Source organism: Nonomuraea sp. KM88 (genome assembly GCF_052245635.1).
Lineage (GTDB): Bacteria > Actinomycetota > Actinomycetes > Streptosporangiales > Streptosporangiaceae > Nonomuraea.
Genome location: NZ_JBQQCC010000014.1, coordinates 1 through 15043 on the forward strand (window position 1 = coordinate 1; position 15043 = coordinate 15043).

The 15043-nt window shown below is 72.8% G+C and carries 17 protein-coding genes; 4 read left to right on the forward strand and 13 right to left on the reverse strand.

Annotation, left to right across the window (positions count from 1 at the left end):
* The 7 genes from ACTWPV_RS34000 to ACTWPV_RS34030 form a co-directional block, all read right to left on the reverse strand.
* Positions 1 to 685: ABC transporter ATP-binding protein (locus ACTWPV_RS34000; protein WP_443154895.1), on the reverse strand; the 685-nt coding region annotated here is incomplete at its 3' end.
* Positions 686 to 698: 13 nt separating this feature from the next.
* Positions 699 to 2393 (reverse strand): ABC transporter permease, encoded by a 1695-nt coding sequence (locus tag ACTWPV_RS34005; protein ID WP_443154896.1) that lies wholly within the window; start codon positions 2391 to 2393, stop codon positions 699 to 701.
* On the reverse strand, positions 2393 to 3403 hold the full coding sequence (locus ACTWPV_RS34010) for an extracellular solute-binding protein (RefSeq protein ID WP_443154897.1): 1011 nt from the start codon (positions 3401 to 3403) through the stop codon (positions 2393 to 2395). Before ACTWPV_RS34010 ends, ACTWPV_RS34005 begins: the two co-directional genes overlap by 1 nt.
* Before the next feature lie 26 nt (positions 3404 to 3429).
* Positions 3430 to 5022, reverse strand: coding sequence for a CehA/McbA family metallohydrolase (locus ACTWPV_RS34015; RefSeq protein WP_443154898.1), 1593 nt, complete (start codon positions 5020 to 5022; stop codon positions 3430 to 3432).
* Positions 5023 to 5120: 98 nt separating this feature from the next.
* Positions 5121 to 6083, reverse strand: coding sequence for an alpha/beta fold hydrolase (locus ACTWPV_RS34020; RefSeq protein WP_443154899.1), 963 nt, complete (start codon positions 6081 to 6083; stop codon positions 5121 to 5123).
* Positions 6084 to 6159: 76 nt separating this feature from the next.
* A complete protein-coding gene (locus ACTWPV_RS34025; protein WP_443154900.1) occupies positions 6160 to 7062 on the reverse strand; it encodes an alpha/beta fold hydrolase in 903 nt (300 codons plus the stop codon).
* A gap of 223 nt (positions 7063 to 7285) precedes the next feature.
* Complete coding sequence (locus ACTWPV_RS34030; protein ID WP_443154901.1) at positions 7286 to 7948, reverse strand: TetR/AcrR family transcriptional regulator; 663 nt, start codon at positions 7946 to 7948, stop codon at positions 7286 to 7288.
* A gap of 62 nt (positions 7949 to 8010) precedes the next feature.
* Here ACTWPV_RS34030 and ACTWPV_RS34035 point away from each other — a divergent pair, with 62 nt between their 5' ends.
* Both ACTWPV_RS34035 and ACTWPV_RS34040 read left to right on the forward strand, forming a co-directional pair.
* Complete coding sequence (locus ACTWPV_RS34035) at positions 8011 to 8877, forward strand: NAD(P)-dependent oxidoreductase (RefSeq protein ID WP_443154902.1); 867 nt, start codon at positions 8011 to 8013, stop codon at positions 8875 to 8877.
* Between the two features lie 92 nt (positions 8878 to 8969).
* Positions 8970 to 9152, forward strand: a complete 183-nt coding sequence (locus ACTWPV_RS34040) for a DUF1918 domain-containing protein (protein ID WP_347644834.1) — start codon at positions 8970 to 8972, stop codon at positions 9150 to 9152.
* Here the strand turns inward: ACTWPV_RS34040 and ACTWPV_RS34045 are convergent, their stop codons facing one another.
* Together ACTWPV_RS34045 and ACTWPV_RS34050 are read right to left on the reverse strand one after the other, a co-directional pair.
* Positions 9153 to 9680, reverse strand: coding sequence for a type II toxin-antitoxin system prevent-host-death family antitoxin (locus tag ACTWPV_RS34045; RefSeq protein ID WP_443154903.1), 528 nt, complete (start codon positions 9678 to 9680; stop codon positions 9153 to 9155). It lies immediately after the preceding gene.
* A gap of 112 nt (positions 9681 to 9792) precedes the next feature.
* A complete protein-coding gene (locus ACTWPV_RS34050; RefSeq protein WP_443154904.1) occupies positions 9793 to 10641 on the reverse strand; it encodes an aldo/keto reductase in 849 nt (282 codons plus the stop codon).
* A gap of 216 nt (positions 10642 to 10857) precedes the next feature.
* Between ACTWPV_RS34050 and ACTWPV_RS34055 the strand changes: the two genes are divergently transcribed.
* Positions 10858 to 11391, forward strand: a complete 534-nt coding sequence (locus ACTWPV_RS34055; RefSeq protein WP_443154905.1) for a GNAT family N-acetyltransferase — start codon at positions 10858 to 10860, stop codon at positions 11389 to 11391.
* Positions 11392 to 11454: 63 nt separating this feature from the next.
* Positions 11455 to 12216, forward strand: coding sequence for an SDR family NAD(P)-dependent oxidoreductase (locus tag ACTWPV_RS34060; RefSeq protein ID WP_443154906.1), 762 nt, complete (start codon positions 11455 to 11457; stop codon positions 12214 to 12216).
* A gap of 96 nt (positions 12217 to 12312) precedes the next feature.
* On the opposite strand, the gene ACTWPV_RS34065 is transcribed toward ACTWPV_RS34060, so the two are convergent.
* The 4 genes from ACTWPV_RS34065 to ACTWPV_RS34080 all read right to left on the reverse strand — a co-directional run bounded on the left by ACTWPV_RS34065 (position 12313) and on the right by ACTWPV_RS34080 (position 15009).
* Positions 12313 to 12756 carry a zinc ribbon domain-containing protein gene (locus tag ACTWPV_RS34065; RefSeq protein ID WP_443154907.1) on the reverse strand — a complete coding sequence of 148 codons (444 nt, stop codon included), beginning with the start codon at positions 12754 to 12756 and terminating at the stop codon, positions 12313 to 12315.
* Between the two features lie 83 nt (positions 12757 to 12839).
* Positions 12840 to 12962: a helix-turn-helix domain-containing protein gene (locus tag ACTWPV_RS34070; protein ID WP_443154908.1), complete on the reverse strand. Its 123-nt coding sequence runs from the start codon at positions 12960 to 12962 to the stop codon at positions 12840 to 12842.
* A 149-nt stretch (positions 12963 to 13111) separates the two neighbouring features.
* Positions 13112 to 13735: a response regulator gene (locus ACTWPV_RS34075; protein ID WP_443154909.1), complete on the reverse strand. Its 624-nt coding sequence runs from the start codon at positions 13733 to 13735 to the stop codon at positions 13112 to 13114.
* A complete protein-coding gene (locus tag ACTWPV_RS34080; RefSeq protein ID WP_443154910.1) occupies positions 13732 to 15009 on the reverse strand; it encodes a sensor histidine kinase in 1278 nt (425 codons plus the stop codon). Before ACTWPV_RS34080 ends, ACTWPV_RS34075 begins: the two co-directional genes overlap by 4 nt.
* Positions 15010 to 15043: the final 34 nt, after the last annotated feature.

Consider the following 15043-nt stretch of genomic DNA (forward strand, 5'->3'; position numbering starts at 1 on the left):
CGAACGTGGTCTCCGGCCGTTCGTAGACGTCCTCGGGGGCGCCGATCTGCTCGACCCGGCCGCCGTTCATGACGGCGACCAGGTCGGAGATCTCCAGGGCCTCGTCCTGGTCGTGGGTGACGTAGACCGCGGTGATGCCGGTCTCCTGCTGGATGCGGCGGATCTCCCTGCGCATCTCGACGCGGAGCTTGGCGTCGAGGTTGGACAGGGGCTCGTCCATGAGCAGCACGTCCGGTTCGAGGGCGAGCGCCCTGGCCAGGGCCACGCGCTGCTGCTGGCCGCCGGAGAGCTGGCCGGGCCGGCGCTGCTCCCTGCCGGTGAGCCCGACCATGGCCAGGCCCGTGGCCACCTTGTCCGCGACGGCCTCCTTGGGCAGCTTGCGCAGGCGCAGCCCGTACGCGACGTTCTCGGCGACCGTCATGTGCGGCCAGAGCGCGTAGTTCTGGAAGACGAACCCGATGCGGCGCTTCCAGACGGGAACCTTGGCGATGTCGCGCTCGCCGAAGCGGATGGCGCCGGTGTCGGCGGTCTCGAACCCGGCGATGATCCGCAGCAGCGTGGTCTTGCCGCAGCCGGACGCGCCGAGCAGGGTGGCCAGCCGCCCCGACGGCACGGACAGGTCGACCGACTCGAGCGCGGTGGTCTCCCCGAACGTCTTGGAGATCCCTTCGATGCTGATGTCCATGGTGAGCTCCGGATCACAGGGAGACCGTCTTGTAGCGACGGCGCAGCAGGTAGAGCGGGACGTAGACCGAGACCAGCAGCACCGTGGTCATGGCCGAGGCGACGCCGAACGGGCTGCCCGGCTGCATCGCGTTGGTGAAGATGACCACGGTCATGGTCACCCAGGGCACCGCGTACAGCATGACGGTGGCCGACAGCTCGGTGATCATCTGCAGGAATCCGACGGTGCCGCCGGAGATGACGGCGGGCCTGATGATCGGCACGACGATGTCGCGGAAGCTGCGCCGCGGCGGCGCGCCCACGCTCATCGCGGCCTCCTCCAGCGACGGGTGCACCTGCCCGAGCGCGGTCTCGATCGACTTCATCACGTACGGCAGCCGCCGGATGAAGTACGCCACCACGATGATCAGCGCGGTGCCGGTGAGGATGACGGGCAGGTGGTTGAAGGCCAGGATGAACCCGATCGCGAAGACCGTGCCCGGCAGGATGTACGGCACCATGACGAGGTTGTTGAGCAGCGGCCCTGAGATCATGAACCGCTTGCGCGCCACGATGTAGGCCACCACGACGCCCAGCACGAGCGCGATCAGGCAGGCGATGCCGGCGAAGACGAAGCTCAGCACGATGGGCTGCAACGACTCCTCGAACAGCCGCCGGTAGTTCTCCAGCGTCGGCTCCCACTGCAGGATGCCCGACTGCCAGCGCAGGAAGCTGGTGAGCACCACCACCATGTGCGGCACGAACCCGAGCAGCAGCGCCGTCCAGATGCCGGTCAGCACCAGCGCCTTGGGGCCGCGGCGCAGCTCGCGCAGCGGCTGGTCCCTGCCTCCCGTCACGGCGAACGACCGCCTGGCCACGATCCTGCGCTGGGCCACCAGCGCCAGCCCGGAGACGAGCACCATCATGAGGCTGGCCGTGGCGGCCACGCCCGGGCTGGCGGCGACCTCGGACATGAAGTTCTGGTACACCACGACCGGCAACATCGAGTAGCCGCCGCCGATCAGCATGGGCGTGCCGAAGTCGGCGAAGATCCGCATCGCGGCCAGGTAGCAGCCGGTGGCGATGGCGGGCACGGCGAGGGGCAGCGTCACCTTCGCGTGGGTGCGCCACGGCGTCGACCCGACGGACGCCGCGGCCTCCTCCAGGGCCGGGTCCACCGCCCTGAACGCGTCGTACACCATGAGGAAGATCAGCGCGAAGGTGAACCACACGCCGACCCAGATGATGCCGCCGACGCCGAGAATCGACTCGAACGGCAGGGGCAGGCCGGCCTCCCTGGCGGCCTTGGTGATGATGCCGCCGCTGCCGAGCAGCAGCAGCCACGCGTACGCGCCGAGGAACGGCGGCGAGGTGGTGGCCATCGTGAGCATGGTGAGCACGCCCTGCCGGCCGGGGATGCGGTAACGCGCCACGACGAACGCGAGCGGCACCGCCACCAGCGCCGCGCCCGCGCCCACCGCCAGGCTGACGACGACGCTGTGCAGCAGCGGCTCGGTGAACCGCTCGTCGGTGACGAACGCGCCGAACCTGGCCAGCGTGAACGCGCCCGCGTCGTCGGTGAACGCCGCCCTGACGATCCACAACTGCGGGTAGACGATGAAGATCAGCAGGATGAGCAGCGCGATCAGTCCGGCGAGCCGCCACGGGTCGCGCCAGCTCGACCGGGACCGCCGGCCCGGCCGTCCCCGCGCGGTCGTGGAGGCCGCCATCAGCCCGCGCTCTTGACGGCGTCGTCGAACTTGGCGAGGATCTCGTCCTTCTTCTCCGCCGCCCACTTCTCGTCGACGTCGGCCCGCTTGAGCCCTTCGACCGCCGGCAGGCCCTTGGGCGCGGGCACGTCGCCCCGCGACGAGCGGCGCTGGACCTGGTCGACCATGATCTGCTGGGCCTCCTTCGACATGAGGAAGTCCACGAGGGTCTTGGCGGCCGCCTCGTGCTGGGCGCCCTTGATGATGCCGGCGGAGCCGATCTGGCCGGACACGCCGTCCTCGGGGTAGATCAGCTTGATCTTCACGCCGGCGTCGATCCACTTGGCGCCCAGGTCCTCGTTGATGAACGACGTGCCGACCTCGCCATCCTTGACCATGTTGAACATCGCGGTCGAGCCGTCGAGCATGCGGGCGTTCTTGACGAAGCGGTCGACGTAGTCCCAGTCGTGCAGGGTGACCATGGTGGTGAGCAGGCTGTAGGAGGTGCCCGACGACTTGGGCGTGGCGAAGGCCACCTTCCCACCCGCGTACCCCGGCTCCGCCAGGTCCTCGAACGTCTTCGGGTGCTTGGCCGCGTCGGGGAACTTGTCGGTGTTCACGGCGATCGCCTGGAAGAGCAGGTCGGTGGCGTGCCAGATGTGGGCGGGGTCCTTGGCCACGGTGGCGGCGTCGTTCGGCAGCTCGACGGGGGCGATGAGGTCGGCGTTGGCGGTGTAGAGCTCCGACGAGCCACCCCAGATCGCGTCGCCGAGCGGCCGGTCCTTCTCGGCCCGCACGCGGGCGAACGCCTCGCCGGTGCCGGGCAGGCCGATCTTGTTGACCTTGATGTCGGGGTGCTTGGCCTTGAACGCGGCGAGGATCGGGTCGGTCACCTCGGGACCGCTCACCGAGTAGAGCGTCACCGTCTTGTCATCGCTCTTGCCCGCGGTGGCGTTGTTGGTCAGCACGCCCGAGCAGCCCGTGAGGACCAGCGCGAGCACGCCGGCGCCCAGCGTGGTGGCATACCGCATGAACTCTCTCCTGACACGAGGGGGTTTCAACCGCCGGGGCGCACCCAGACGGGGTTGCCCGCGGCCCGCAGCGAGCTGTGGTCCCGCAGGGAGCTCGCCCAGAACTGGGGGTCGTTCCTGCCGGGGTCGGCGTGGACCTCCGCCCGGTAGTAGGCCCGATGATCGGCCCGGTGATCGGCCCGGTGATCGGCCCGGTGATCGGCCCGGTGATCGGCCCGGTGATGGTCGCCGGTTGCGGCGAGCCGGTCCTCGACGGTGATCCGCTGCCACTCCCCCGGCTTGTCCGCGGCGGGGACGACGTTGATCAGCAACCCGTCGCGCAGCACGAACACCACGACGGGCTCGTCCGCCCGCACGTCCACGTCGACCTGGACCCGCCCGCCGGGCGCGGCGGCGGTCGCGCCCATGGGGGCGCCGTTGACGTGCATGTCGACGTCCGCGCCCCGCCAGACGTGCACGCGCCCCCGCCGCAGGCCCTCGACGATGCCGCGCTCGCTGCCCTCGTCCGCGTGCACGACGGTGACCACCTGGCCGAGCGCCTGACCGGGGTCGGCCGGGTCGTGGCAGTCGCTGCCCGCCACGCCGATCACCCGGTGGCCCGAGGTGAGCAGGCGGTCCCACAGGCCGATCTGGGCGTCGTTGTTGGCGCCCTGCTGGAGGTGGGCGATCTCGATGAGGTCGACGGCGTCCCAGGGGGTGTCGAAGCGCCGCCAGGCCTGGTCGCCGCTGAAGGCGTGGTTGACGCAGACCAGGCCGCCCTGCTCGTGCACGTCGGCCGCGACGTCGACCATGGTGTGGTCCGGGCGGTCGACGTAGGTGTCCACCCAGCGGGTCAGGCCGTGCAGGTTGGCGTGGCCGCGGTGGCTGGTCAGCTCCATGGAGTGCAGCAGCACGATGCCGTCATGGGCGTCGAGATCGGGCCAGTGGGCGGCGGTGAAGTGGTCGGTGACGGCCAGGAAGCCGAGGCCCGCCTCCTTGGCGGCGCGCACCAGGTCGGCGACCGGCCGGCGGCCGTCGGAGTGCGTGGAGTGGCTGTGCAGCTCGCCGCGGTACCAGCCGGGGCCTCCGGCGGCCGTCCGCCGCCGCGCCTCGCGGTCTCCCGGCCCGGTCGCCACACCGCGCGCCCCTCCCGTCCTGGCGGCGCGCGCCGGTTCGGACGCCGCGCCGGCGGCGGGTCCGGTCGCCGTGTCGCGCGCCGGTTCGGGCGCCCCGCCGGCCAGAGGGCCGGCGGGAGGTCCGGCGGGGGTCTGTGCCGCGCGTACGGTCAGCGTGTACGGCGCCGCCGCCTTGTGGCGGTCGAGGTCGAGCCGCACCGTCCAGCGGCCGGCCGGGACGGGCCCCGCGACGCAGCCGGGACCGGCGCCGTCCGCGCCCACCCTGATCACCAGCCGGCGGGGGCCGGGACCTCCCGGGCACTGGACGTGGCCGCGAAAGGTGCCGTCGGGCTCCAGCAGAACGGCGTAGATCTGCACGACGTCGACGATCTTGTCGTACTCCAGCACCAGCTCCAGCTCGCTCACCCCGTCGGGGACGTCGAGCGGATAGTGCAGGTAGTGCAGGTCGAACGCCGGCTCCGGCAGGGTGGTCGCCACCGAGAGCAGCTCGGTCCCCCCGATCATGCGGTGCCCGCCTCCGTCCTGTCTGGATGGTTAATGCTTTCTATCCAGCAGATGAACGGCATGTCAACATTTGTTAAGACATAAGGGCAATCTGTTGTCTACCCGTGAGCCGGGCGTGCACCAGAAGGGCGCCGGCCGTTCAGGAGGTGGGTGCGGACGAGCTCGCCCACCGCGGCGGGCGCCTGGAGGTGCAGCAGGTGTCCGGCCCTGGCCACACGTTCCAGCCGAGGGCCCCGCAGGGCGGCGAGCTCGCGCCCGACTCCGGCGATGAGAGCCTCGCCCAACTCGCGGAACTCGGCCGGCAGCCCGGCGAGCGGGGGTGCCTGGCCGCCCTGGACGAGCAGCACCGGGCAGCGGGTCCGCCGGAGCACGTCGAAGACGCTCCAGCCGTCCAGCGGCGCCAGCAGCGCGGCCTGGGCGTCGGGCCCCGGCCTGCGCCGCCACGCCGACGGGCCGTCGGAGGCCAGGCAGCGGCGGGCGCCCGCCTCCTCCAGGTCCGCGTCGATGCCCATGGCCTGGGCGCGCAGCCGTACGTGCTCGATCATCGTCTCCACGTGGTCGTCGGTGAGCACGGCCGGCGCCGCGGCCAGCATGGCGGTCTGCGCGGCCCGGCGGCGGGCGACCTCTTCCGCGGGCAGCCCGGGGTAGAGCTCGGGCCGTCCGCCGCCGAACCCGTCGAGGTCCGCCACTCCGGGGCAGTCCGGCCGCCGCGCGCCATGGCAGACGGCGATCATGCCGCCCAGGGAGTGGCCGATGACGTACGGGTCGGTCAGCCGCAGGGCGTCGACGACCGCGTCGAGGTCGGCGAGGTGCGCGTCCCAGCCGTAACCGGCGCCGGCGGGAGTCTCGGCCGGGGCTTCTGAACGGCCGTGGCCCCGCAGGTCGTAGGCGACCAGCCGGGCTCCCGGCAGGTGGCGGCGCAGCGGCTCCCAGTCGAGCAAGGAGCGGTTGGCTCCGTGGATCAGCACCACGTCGGGGCCGTGCCCTCCGTGGTCGGCCACGGCGATGCGGCCGGACGGGCCGTCGATGACGGTCGTGGCCGGGTCGGGAAGATCTCTCACGGTGTGTGCCTCTCGGATCGGTGCGGGTGAGGTCGTCGGCCTTGCGGCGGGCCGCCGCCGGGGTTGCACGCGGTGTTCAGGCGCGCAGGGTCTTGAGAAGGAGCTCGCCGAACTCGGCGGGGTGCGTGGTCAGGCCGGTGTGCCCGCCGGGGAAGTGCACGAGCTCGATGCCGAGCCGCTCGGCCAGGAACGCGGCCGGGCGGTAGGGCAGTTCGCCGCGCGAGTCGTGGCCGCACGCGAGCACGAGCCGGTCCTGCAGCGCCGCCAGCCGGTCGACGTCCGGGGTGTAGGACATGAAGCCGGGCACGATGCGCCCGATGAAGTACGGCAGGCCGGCCATCGTCTGCTCGGCCCGGGCCGCCGCCTGCGGCGGGAGCTCGATCCCGCCCGGCGGTTCGACCGGCGGTTCGGCCGGTGGTTCGGCCGGTGGTTCGGCCGGTGCTTCGACTTCGGCCGGCGGCTCGGTGGCGGCGCCGCCCTTCTTCAGCCCTGCCGCGAACACGGCCAGGGCGGGCATGGGTCCCTCGTTTCCGAACGTCTCCCGTACGCGGGCGATCAGCGCTCGATGCTCGGCGGCGTCGGGCAGGACCTCCACCACCGGCGGCTCGTGCGCGACGACGCGCCCGACGCGTTCGGGATGGGTGGTGAGCAGGCGCAGGGAGACGATCGCGCCGGAGCTGGCGCCGAAGACGCGGGCGGGCTCGCCGGGCGACAGCAGGTCCAGCAGTCGCAGCGCGTCGTCGGCGTGCTCGGCCACCCGCTGTTCGGCCTCGGGATCGTCCAGCGCGCTGCGGGCCATGCCGCGCGGGTCGTAGGTGGCGACCGTGTGGTGGGCGGCCAGGTCGCCGGCGATGCCGTCGAAGGACGCCGCTCCACCCGTCCCTCCGGGGATGAGAAGCAGGAGCGGGCCCTCGCCGCGCACCTCGTAGTGCAGGCTCGCGCCGTCGACGCGCAGCCTGCCGGTCGTCGGGTCTGTCATGGCGAAACTCCTTCTCGGGGCACGAAAGCATCCTAGGCACCCTAGGCTAAAAGCTAGGACTCCTAGGTATACCGTGGGAGCCGTACGAAGGGGAACCGGATTTCCGCCGGGATCGCCTGATTCAGGTGGCGGCCCGAGCGCCGGTCGGGGAGCAGCACGGCGGAGCGGGCCCCGGATCACCGTCCGGGGCCCGCTCCGCGCGCTGAAGGCGGGAGCCGGCCGGCTACCCGTGACCGGCGTGGGTCCGCGGATCGCCCGCGACCTCGCGGCTGTGCGCGAGCAGGGCCGGGTAGTCGGTGGCGATCCCGCCCAGCACCGCCGCGACGGCGCTCTCCACCTGGTCCCCAGTGATCGGCGCGTGCCCGAACAGCGCTCGGTAGTGCACCAGCGAGCCCAGCATGTCCAGCACCAGCTCGCGGTCGAGGTCGGCCCGCAGGTCACCGCGCGCCACCGCACGCTCGATCATCTCGGCCACCGCCGCTCTCGGCGGGTCGAACAACGTCGCCATGAACGTCTCACGCGTCTCCGGCTCGGCCGCGCAGTCGGCGAACAGCGGCCCCAGCACGCCGGGCCTGATCCGCCGGAATGCCGCGACGAACACGTTGATCCCCTCGTTGAGGTCGCAGAGCGTGCAGCCGGTGTCGGGCGCGCGGGCGGTGCCGAGCCGCGTCGCCAGCGCGGCCAGGACGAGACGCCGCCGATCGGGCCAGCGGCGGTAGATCGCCGGCTTGGTCGCGCCGGCGCGACGGGCGACCTCCTCGATGGTGAGCCGGGTGTAGCCGGCCTCGTCGAGCACCGCCAGCGTCGCGTCCAGCACGGTCCGGCCGATCTGCGGGTCGCGCGGGCGGCCCGCGCGCGCCGCCCGCCCCTCCTGACGTGGTTGCACGAGCCCGAGTCTAACCCTTATGTTTCGTTTCGACCCGTAATGTAATAAGAGAGGCTTTCCCCATGAACGATCTCTCCGTGACGGTGCTCGGCCTCGGCGCCATGGGCGCCGCCCTGGCCCGCACGTTCCTGGAGCACGGGCACCCGACCACGGTCTGGAACCGCTCCCCCGCCAAGGCCGGCCCTCTCGTGGCCGGCGGAGCGCGGCACGCGGACACGGTCGCGGACGCCATGGCGGCGAGCGACCTCGTCGTCCTCTGCCTGACCGGCCACGACGCGGTCATGGAGGTGCTGGCCGCCGGGGGCGCGGCCGCGGCCGGCCGTACCCTGGCGGACTTCTCCACCGGCACCCCCGACGAGGCCCGCGAGAGCGCCGCGTGGGCCAGCGAGCACGGCGCCGTCCACCTCGACGCGGTCGTCCAGGCAGGCCCCGCGGACATCGGCACCCCGGCCGCCACGCTGATCTACAGCGGCCCGGCGCGGGCGTTCGCGGCCTGCCGCCCGGCACTGGAGCCGCTCGGGACGGCCCACCACGTCGGCGAGGACCCCGGCCAGGCCGGGCTGTACGACCTCGCGCTGCTCGGCCTCTGGTACGACACCACGCTCGCCTACCTGAACGCCCTCGCGCTGGCCGGCGGGACCGGGGGCGTCGAGCCCGAGACGTTCGCGCCGTTCGCGGCCAAGCAGATGGGCTACGTCGTGGCGGCGGCCCAGGAGACGGCCCGCGAGGTGCGCGACCGTTCCTACCCGCGGGGGCCGGCCTCGCTGACCGAGCACGCCCCGGTGCTGGACCACCTCGTCCGGCTACGCGCCGCCGCCAAGCTCGGCACCGCCCCGCTCGAACACCTGCTGGCCCTCGTCAACCGGCGCATCGCCGACGGCCACGGCGACGAGGGCTTCACCGGCGTCGTGGAAGAGCTCGCACGCTGACCTCAACCCCCACCGGCCAGTCGTCTTTGCGCAGCCGCCCACCTGGTGCAGTGTGGGAGTGAGCCTCCAGAGCCGGCCGAGGGGAAGTCACCATGCAGGCGAACGTCGGCGACACGCTGATCGTCCACGGTCATGTCGTGGGCCAGGGAGACAGGAAGGGCGAGATCATCGAGATCCGCGGCCCTGACGGCACCCCGCCCTACATCGTCAGGTTCGATGACGGGAGCGAGCACCTCGTCTTCCCCGGACCCGACGCGGTGATCAGGCCGGCCTGATCAGTCGTCCTCCAGCGCGTCGAGCGCCTGGCCGATGCTGTCGCCCGAGCCGAACGCGACCTCGGCGCCCTCCTGGTCGCGCACGGTGGCGGTGGTCCGCCCGCGCGCGTCGAGGGCGAGGACGATGGTGCCGCCGCCGAGCAGCATCACGTCGGCGGTGGGCAGATGGCGGGGAGCGGGGCCGTCGATCAACCGCGCGGCCGCGACCAGGGCGGCGACGGGGCGTCGGTGCCGGGACAGCAGCACGGGCTCGTGCTCGTACGGATGGGCGACCTGGCGTACGAGGTCGCCGAGCTTGCCGCGGGCCGTCGACACCGGCACCAGCGGCAGACCGCTCAGCAGCCCGGACACCTCCGACAGCGGCACCAGCGCGGCCCATTCCGAGCGCTCCCTGGTGATGAGCGTGATGGCGCCGCTCCTGGCCTCCCGCACGAGCGAACCCCAGCGGGCGCGGGCGTCCTCCACGCCGAGCGGCGCCCCGAGGCGGGCCACGAGCTCGTCGTACGCGGGCCGTGCCATGTTGATCATCCGCAGATCGTAAGCCTCCTGACGAAACTCCCGCAAGCCGCCCGGCGGAGTCCGTGCGGAACCGGCACCCGCGGGCCGTCTCCGTGCCCCGAACGTGAACGCGCGGCGACCGTCATCCGCCGAGCCGGTCGAGGACGGCGAGATCGTCGGGGGCCAGCGAGACGTGCGCGGCGCCCAGGTTGTCCTCCAGATGGGCGAGGGAGCCGGTGCCGGGCGTGGGCAACATGACCGGCGAACGGTGCAGCAGCCACGCCAGCGCCACCTGCCCGGGTGTGGCGCCGTGCCGCCGCGCCACCTTCGCCGGTCCGGCCGCGCCCGGCCCGGCCAGCGCGCCGTTCCCCAGCGGGAACCACGGCAGGAACCCCAGCCCTCGTTCCTCGCACATCCGCAGCACCGGTTCGGACTCCCGGTCGAGCAGGTTGTAGCGGTTCTGCACGGAGGCGATCTCCGTGATCTCCAGCCCCCGCGCCAGCTCCTCGGCGGTGACCGTGTCGAGGCCGATGTGCCGGATTTTGCCCTCGCGCCGCAACTCGGCCAGCGTGCCCAGCTGGTCGGCCATCGGCACCTCCGGGTCGAGCCGGTGGAGCTGGTAGAGGTCGATCGTCTCGGTCCTCAGGCGGCGCAGGCTCGCTTCGCACATGGCTCGCAGCCGCTCGGGCCGCCCGGCGACGTGCCAGACGTTCGGCGCGGTGCGGACCACGCCGCCCTTCGTCGCCAGCACCAGCCCGCCGGGGTACGGGTGCAGCGCCCGCGCGACCAGCTCCTCCGCCAGGCCGGGACCGTAGTTGTCGGCCGTGTCGATGAGCGTGACGCCGAGCTCGACGGCCCGGCGCAGCAGGGCCACCGCCTGGCCGGGCCCCATGCGCGGCCCCCAGTAGCCGGGACCGGTGAGCATGCCGGTGCCGTATCCGAGGCGTCTGACGCTCAGCACGCCCGCGATGTCGAAGCTGTCGCCGGCCAACCCGGCCCCCTCTCACGCGCGCGACGGCGTGACGCCCAGCCCGCCGAGCGCCTCCTGGGCGGCGCGCACGGCGGCGGACGGAGAATGCCGTTCTCCGGGGGGAAGGCTAGCAGGGAACGCCGTTCCGCCCGTGCGGCGGCCGGCCGACGGCCGGCGCGCGGACGGCCGCGCGAAAATCTGTCGAGCCCGCACGATCCGGCTGGCTACCGTTGCCCCGTGCACGTTCACCTGGAGACCGAGCGGCTGATCCTGCGCCGCTTCACCGAGTCCGACGCCGACCTCCTCTTCCCCCTGCACAACGACCCCGACGTCATGCGCTACCTCAACGGCGGCAAGCCGACGCCACGCGAGGTGATCACCGGCGAGACGCTGCCCCGATTCATCGCCACGGGCTTCTTCGCCGCCCACGAGAAGCCCTCGGGAGAGTTCATCGGCTGGTACCACCTGCGCGCACCCGAGGGCGGGCCGGCCGACGAGCCCGAGCTGGGCTACCGGCTGCACAAGCGGGCCTGGGGCAAGGGGTACGCGACCGAGGGTTCGCGGGCGCTGATCCGCGAGGCGTTCGAGAAGCTGGGCGCCCGCCGGGTGTTCGCCAGGACGATGGCCGTCAACCTCGGCTCCCGGCGCGTCATGGAGAGATGCGGGCTGACGTTCGTCCGCACGTTCTTCGAGGACTGGCCCGAGCCCATCCCGGGCTCCGACCAGGGCGAGGTGGAGTACGAACTGCTGCGCTCCGGCTGGCGGCCGTGAACGGAGCCCGCGTGGGGCGGGGGACCTGGTGCACTGGTCTGACCAGTCGTTAGGGTGCCTCGTATGAGATATGACGCGCTGTTCCGCCTGGACGGGCGGCGGGCCGTGGTGATCGGGGCGGGAAGCGGGATCGGCAGGGAGGCGGCGCTGGCGCTGGCCGCTCACGGGGCGTCCGTGGTGTGCGCCGACCGTGACCTGGCCGCGGCGGAGGAGACCGCCGGCCGGTGCGCGGGCCGTGCGCGGCTGGTCGACGTGCTCGACTCCGCCGGCGTGCGCCGGCTCGCCGACGAGGAACCCGCCGACGTCCTGCTGTTCACCGCCGCGACCAACGTGCGCAAGCGGCTGCTCGACTACACCGGCGAGGAGTTCGACCGGGTGGTGGGGCTGAACCTGCGGGGCTCGTTCGACGTGGTGCGGGCGTTCGGGGCGGGCATGGTGGAGCGGGGGCGCGGCTCGATCATCGGGTTCGCCTCGATCCGGGCGTCCGTCACCGAGCCGGGGCAGAGCGTCTACTCCGCCACCAAGGCCGGGCTGGTGCAGCTGCTGAGGACCGCCGCGGCCGAGTTCGGGCCGCACGGGGTGCGGGTCAACGCGATCGCGCCCGGCGTGGTGGAGACGCCGCTGACCGAGCAGATCAAGAAGGACCCTGGCTGGTACGACGCGTACGCCGCCAAGAGCGCGCTCGGCCGGTGGGCGGCGGCCGAGGAGATGGCCGGCGCCGTGGTCTACCTGGCGGGCGACGCGGCCAGCTTCGTCACCGGCTCGGTCCTGTACGTCGACGGCGGCTGGACCGCCGTGGACGGCCGCTTCGACCCCCCGAACTGACCGCCGGCGCGCCGACCGGGTCGGTCCCGCCCGGGTCGGTTCGAGGATCTGGCGATGTGGGTGACTCCTCCGCTCCCTGAAGGAGGCGGCTTCTCGCTAAGCCGCTTGCGCAGCCTGGCGAAGGGCAAGCCCTGCCCTCAAGATGGTGACCGCCGCGTTCACGTCGGCGTGCGCGGCATGTCCGCACGCCGTACAGGCGAACGCGGCTTGGGTGACGCGGTTCTCCTTCGCGCTGTGCCGGCAGCGGGCGCAGGTGCGGAGGTGCCGGCGGGGTTCACCGCGATGCTGTCCGCGCGGTGCCGGTGGACGCGGACGTGCCCGACCCCCTGGAGGCGCACGTAGGCGACGGTCGGGTGCTCGGGCTGGGAGTCCCACCGGCAGCCGTCGCCGTCCTTCGGCCACTCGACCGTGCCGAACCAGCCGCACCCCTTGAAACGCGGGAACCCCGGCGTGCGCCCGGCCCTGACGCGGTCGAAGAACGCGCGGAACGCCTTGTCGAGCCGTCGCAGCGTGGCCTGCTGCGAGGAGAACGACCAACACCCCTGCCCGTCCGGGTCATCACCCCGGATGTGTTTCAGCTCGCCCGACTGCTCGCCGTACCGGACACTCACCCCCGCCCTGGCCTAGGCGGTGCGCCCGTGCTCCAAGGCCGCGTTGTACAGCTGGCGGTGGTCCTCCAGGCACGCCGCCAGCGCCGCCGCCTGCCGGGCCGTGGGGCGCAACAGGAATCGGAACGACCTGCACACACCCACCCACCGTCATGCTCGGTAACGACACCACCACGCTATCGGCTGCCGCCGACAAAACCAGGAAGGACATCCGTGATGCGCGGACCTGACAGGTCAGGGCACGCTCGGGCCTTGACGGCCCTCCCGCTCCCGATTCCCCCGTCGCCTCAAGGCGACGATCCCCCTCGGGAGACTCTGATGGCGAGCTGGGTGCGGTCGCGCAGGCGGAGCTTGCGCAGGATGCTGGAGATGTGGTTCTTCACCGTGCCCTCGGTGATGAACAGCCGCCTGGCGATCTCGCGGTTGGTCGCCCCCTGGCCCACCAGCACGGCCACCTCGCGCTCCCGTTCGGACAGCGCCTCGCCCGGGTCGCGGACGGCGGGCGCCCGCCGCAGCTCGGCGACCACGCGCTCCGCCGCGACCCCGCCGAGCACCGTCTCCCCGCGGGCCGCCTTGCGGATGGCCGCCACCAGCTCGTGCGGCGGGGTGTCCTTCAGCAGGTAGCCGCGGGCGCCGGCGCGCAGGCCGCCGAAGATGTAGTCGTCGTCGTCGAACGTCGTCAGGATGATCGCGGGCACGTCGAGCCGGGCGATGAGCTCGATGCCGTCCATCCGGGGCATCCGGGCGTCGACCAGCGCCACGTCGGGCCGGGCGGCGTCGAGCAGGTCGAGCGCGGCGACGCCGTCGGCGGCCTCGCCCACCACCTCGATGCCCTCCTCGATCTCCAGCAGCTTGCGCAGCCCTTCGCGCATGAGGACCTGGTCGTCCACGATCAGCACCCGCACGGTCACACGCCCACCTCCGCTCGCGCGGGCAGGCTCACGCGCACCACGAACCCGCCGCCGGGCGCGGCTCCGGCGGTGAGCGTGCCGCCCAGCGCCGCGATCCGCTGCCGCAGCCCGGCGAGCCCGCGCTCACCGCCCACCACACCCTGGGCGCGGCCCTCGCCGCCCTCTCCGCCGCCTGTCGGGTCGCCGTCGTCCCCCGCCGGGTGGCCGTCGCCGGCGGGGGCTCCGCGGCCGTCGTCGGCGATGGACAGCGTGACCTCGTCGTCCGAGGACACCAGCACGACCTCGACCTTGCGCCCGCCCGAATGGCGTGCCGCGTTCGTCAGGCCTTCCTGCAGCGTGCGGTAGAGGGCCAGCTCGGCCTCCTCGCCGAGCGTTGACCCGGCTCCCGCCGCGCGGAACGTGACCTCGAGACCCGTCCCCTCGAACGACCTGGCCAGCTCCGCCATGGCCGCGGGGCCGGCCCGCCCTTCGAGAGCAAGCGGTTTCAGCGCGCGTACCCAGCGCCTGGTGTCGGCCAGCGCCTCCATGGTGAGCCGCTGCGCCTGGCGTACCTCCGCCCACGCGTCGTCGGGCCGGGTCTCCCGGTATCGCTGGGCGTTCTCCAGGCCGAGGTTGATCACGGTCAGGTAGTGGCCGACGGAGTCGTGCATCTCTCGGGACATGCGGGCGCGTTCCTCGGCCACGGTCAGCTCGCGCACCCTGGCGGCGTAGCGACCGAGCTCCGCGTGGGCTTCGCTGAGCTCGCCGAGCAGGCGTTCGGTCTCGCGGGCGCGCTGCCGCGCGTCGAGCAGCGTGTGCGCGGTGACCAGCGCCAGAACGACGAACGCCGCGATGATGACCGTCTCAGCGACCGCCCACCCGGCTTCGTACGGGCCCCGCACCAACATGCTGCCGACGAACCCGCCGGCGACCAGCACCACGCTGAACCCGGCGCCCCCGAGGACGCCGAACACGCACATGGCGTGCACGATCGTGACAGCGATCAGCGGATAGCCCGACGCGGAGCTGCCGCTGAGCACGCCCGCGAGCGCGGCCAGCATGAACAGCAGGCTGACCGCCTTGCGGGCCGGCGAGGCGCCGCGGTTCCAGTGCAGAAAGGGCCACAGGAGCAGCAGCGCCACGGGAGGCACGGCGAACAGCCACGTCCCCTTGCCCGCCGCGGCGGCGTACAGCGCGCTCAACAACAACACCAGACTCGCGAAGGCGCACAGCGCGGTCAGCACGTAGGGGGCCCGCGTGTCGGTGCCGTGGGTCCAGCGATCACCTCCAGCCACGGCATCACGCTAACACCAGGGCCGGGCCGTTCTC

Excerpts from the sequence above, each read along its gene's own strand:
- ACTWPV_RS34045 (WP_443154903.1), bottom strand. The coding sequence starts at position 9,680 with ATGATCAACATGGCACGGCCCGCGTACGACGAGCTCGTGGCCCGCCTC.
- ACTWPV_RS34035 (WP_443154902.1), top strand. The coding sequence starts at position 8,011 with ATGAACGATCTCTCCGTGACGGTGCTCGGCCTCGGCGCCATGGGCGCC.
- ACTWPV_RS34015 (WP_443154898.1), bottom strand. The coding sequence starts at position 5,022 with ATGATCGGGGGGACCGAGCTGCTCTCGGTGGCGACCACCCTGCCGGAG.
- ACTWPV_RS34040 (WP_347644834.1), top strand. The coding sequence starts at position 8,970 with ATGCAGGCGAACGTCGGCGACACGCTGATCGTCCACGGTCATGTCGTG.
- ACTWPV_RS34005 (WP_443154896.1), bottom strand. The coding sequence starts at position 2,393 with ATGGCGGCCTCCACGACCGCGCGGGGACGGCCGGGCCGGCGGTCCCGG.
- ACTWPV_RS34060 (WP_443154906.1), top strand. The coding sequence starts at position 11,455 with ATGAGATATGACGCGCTGTTCCGCCTGGACGGGCGGCGGGCCGTGGTG.
- ACTWPV_RS34010 (WP_443154897.1), bottom strand. The coding sequence starts at position 3,403 with ATGCGGTATGCCACCACGCTGGGCGCCGGCGTGCTCGCGCTGGTCCTC.
- ACTWPV_RS34025 (WP_443154900.1), bottom strand. The coding sequence starts at position 7,062 with ATGACAGACCCGACGACCGGCAGGCTGCGCGTCGACGGCGCGAGCCTG.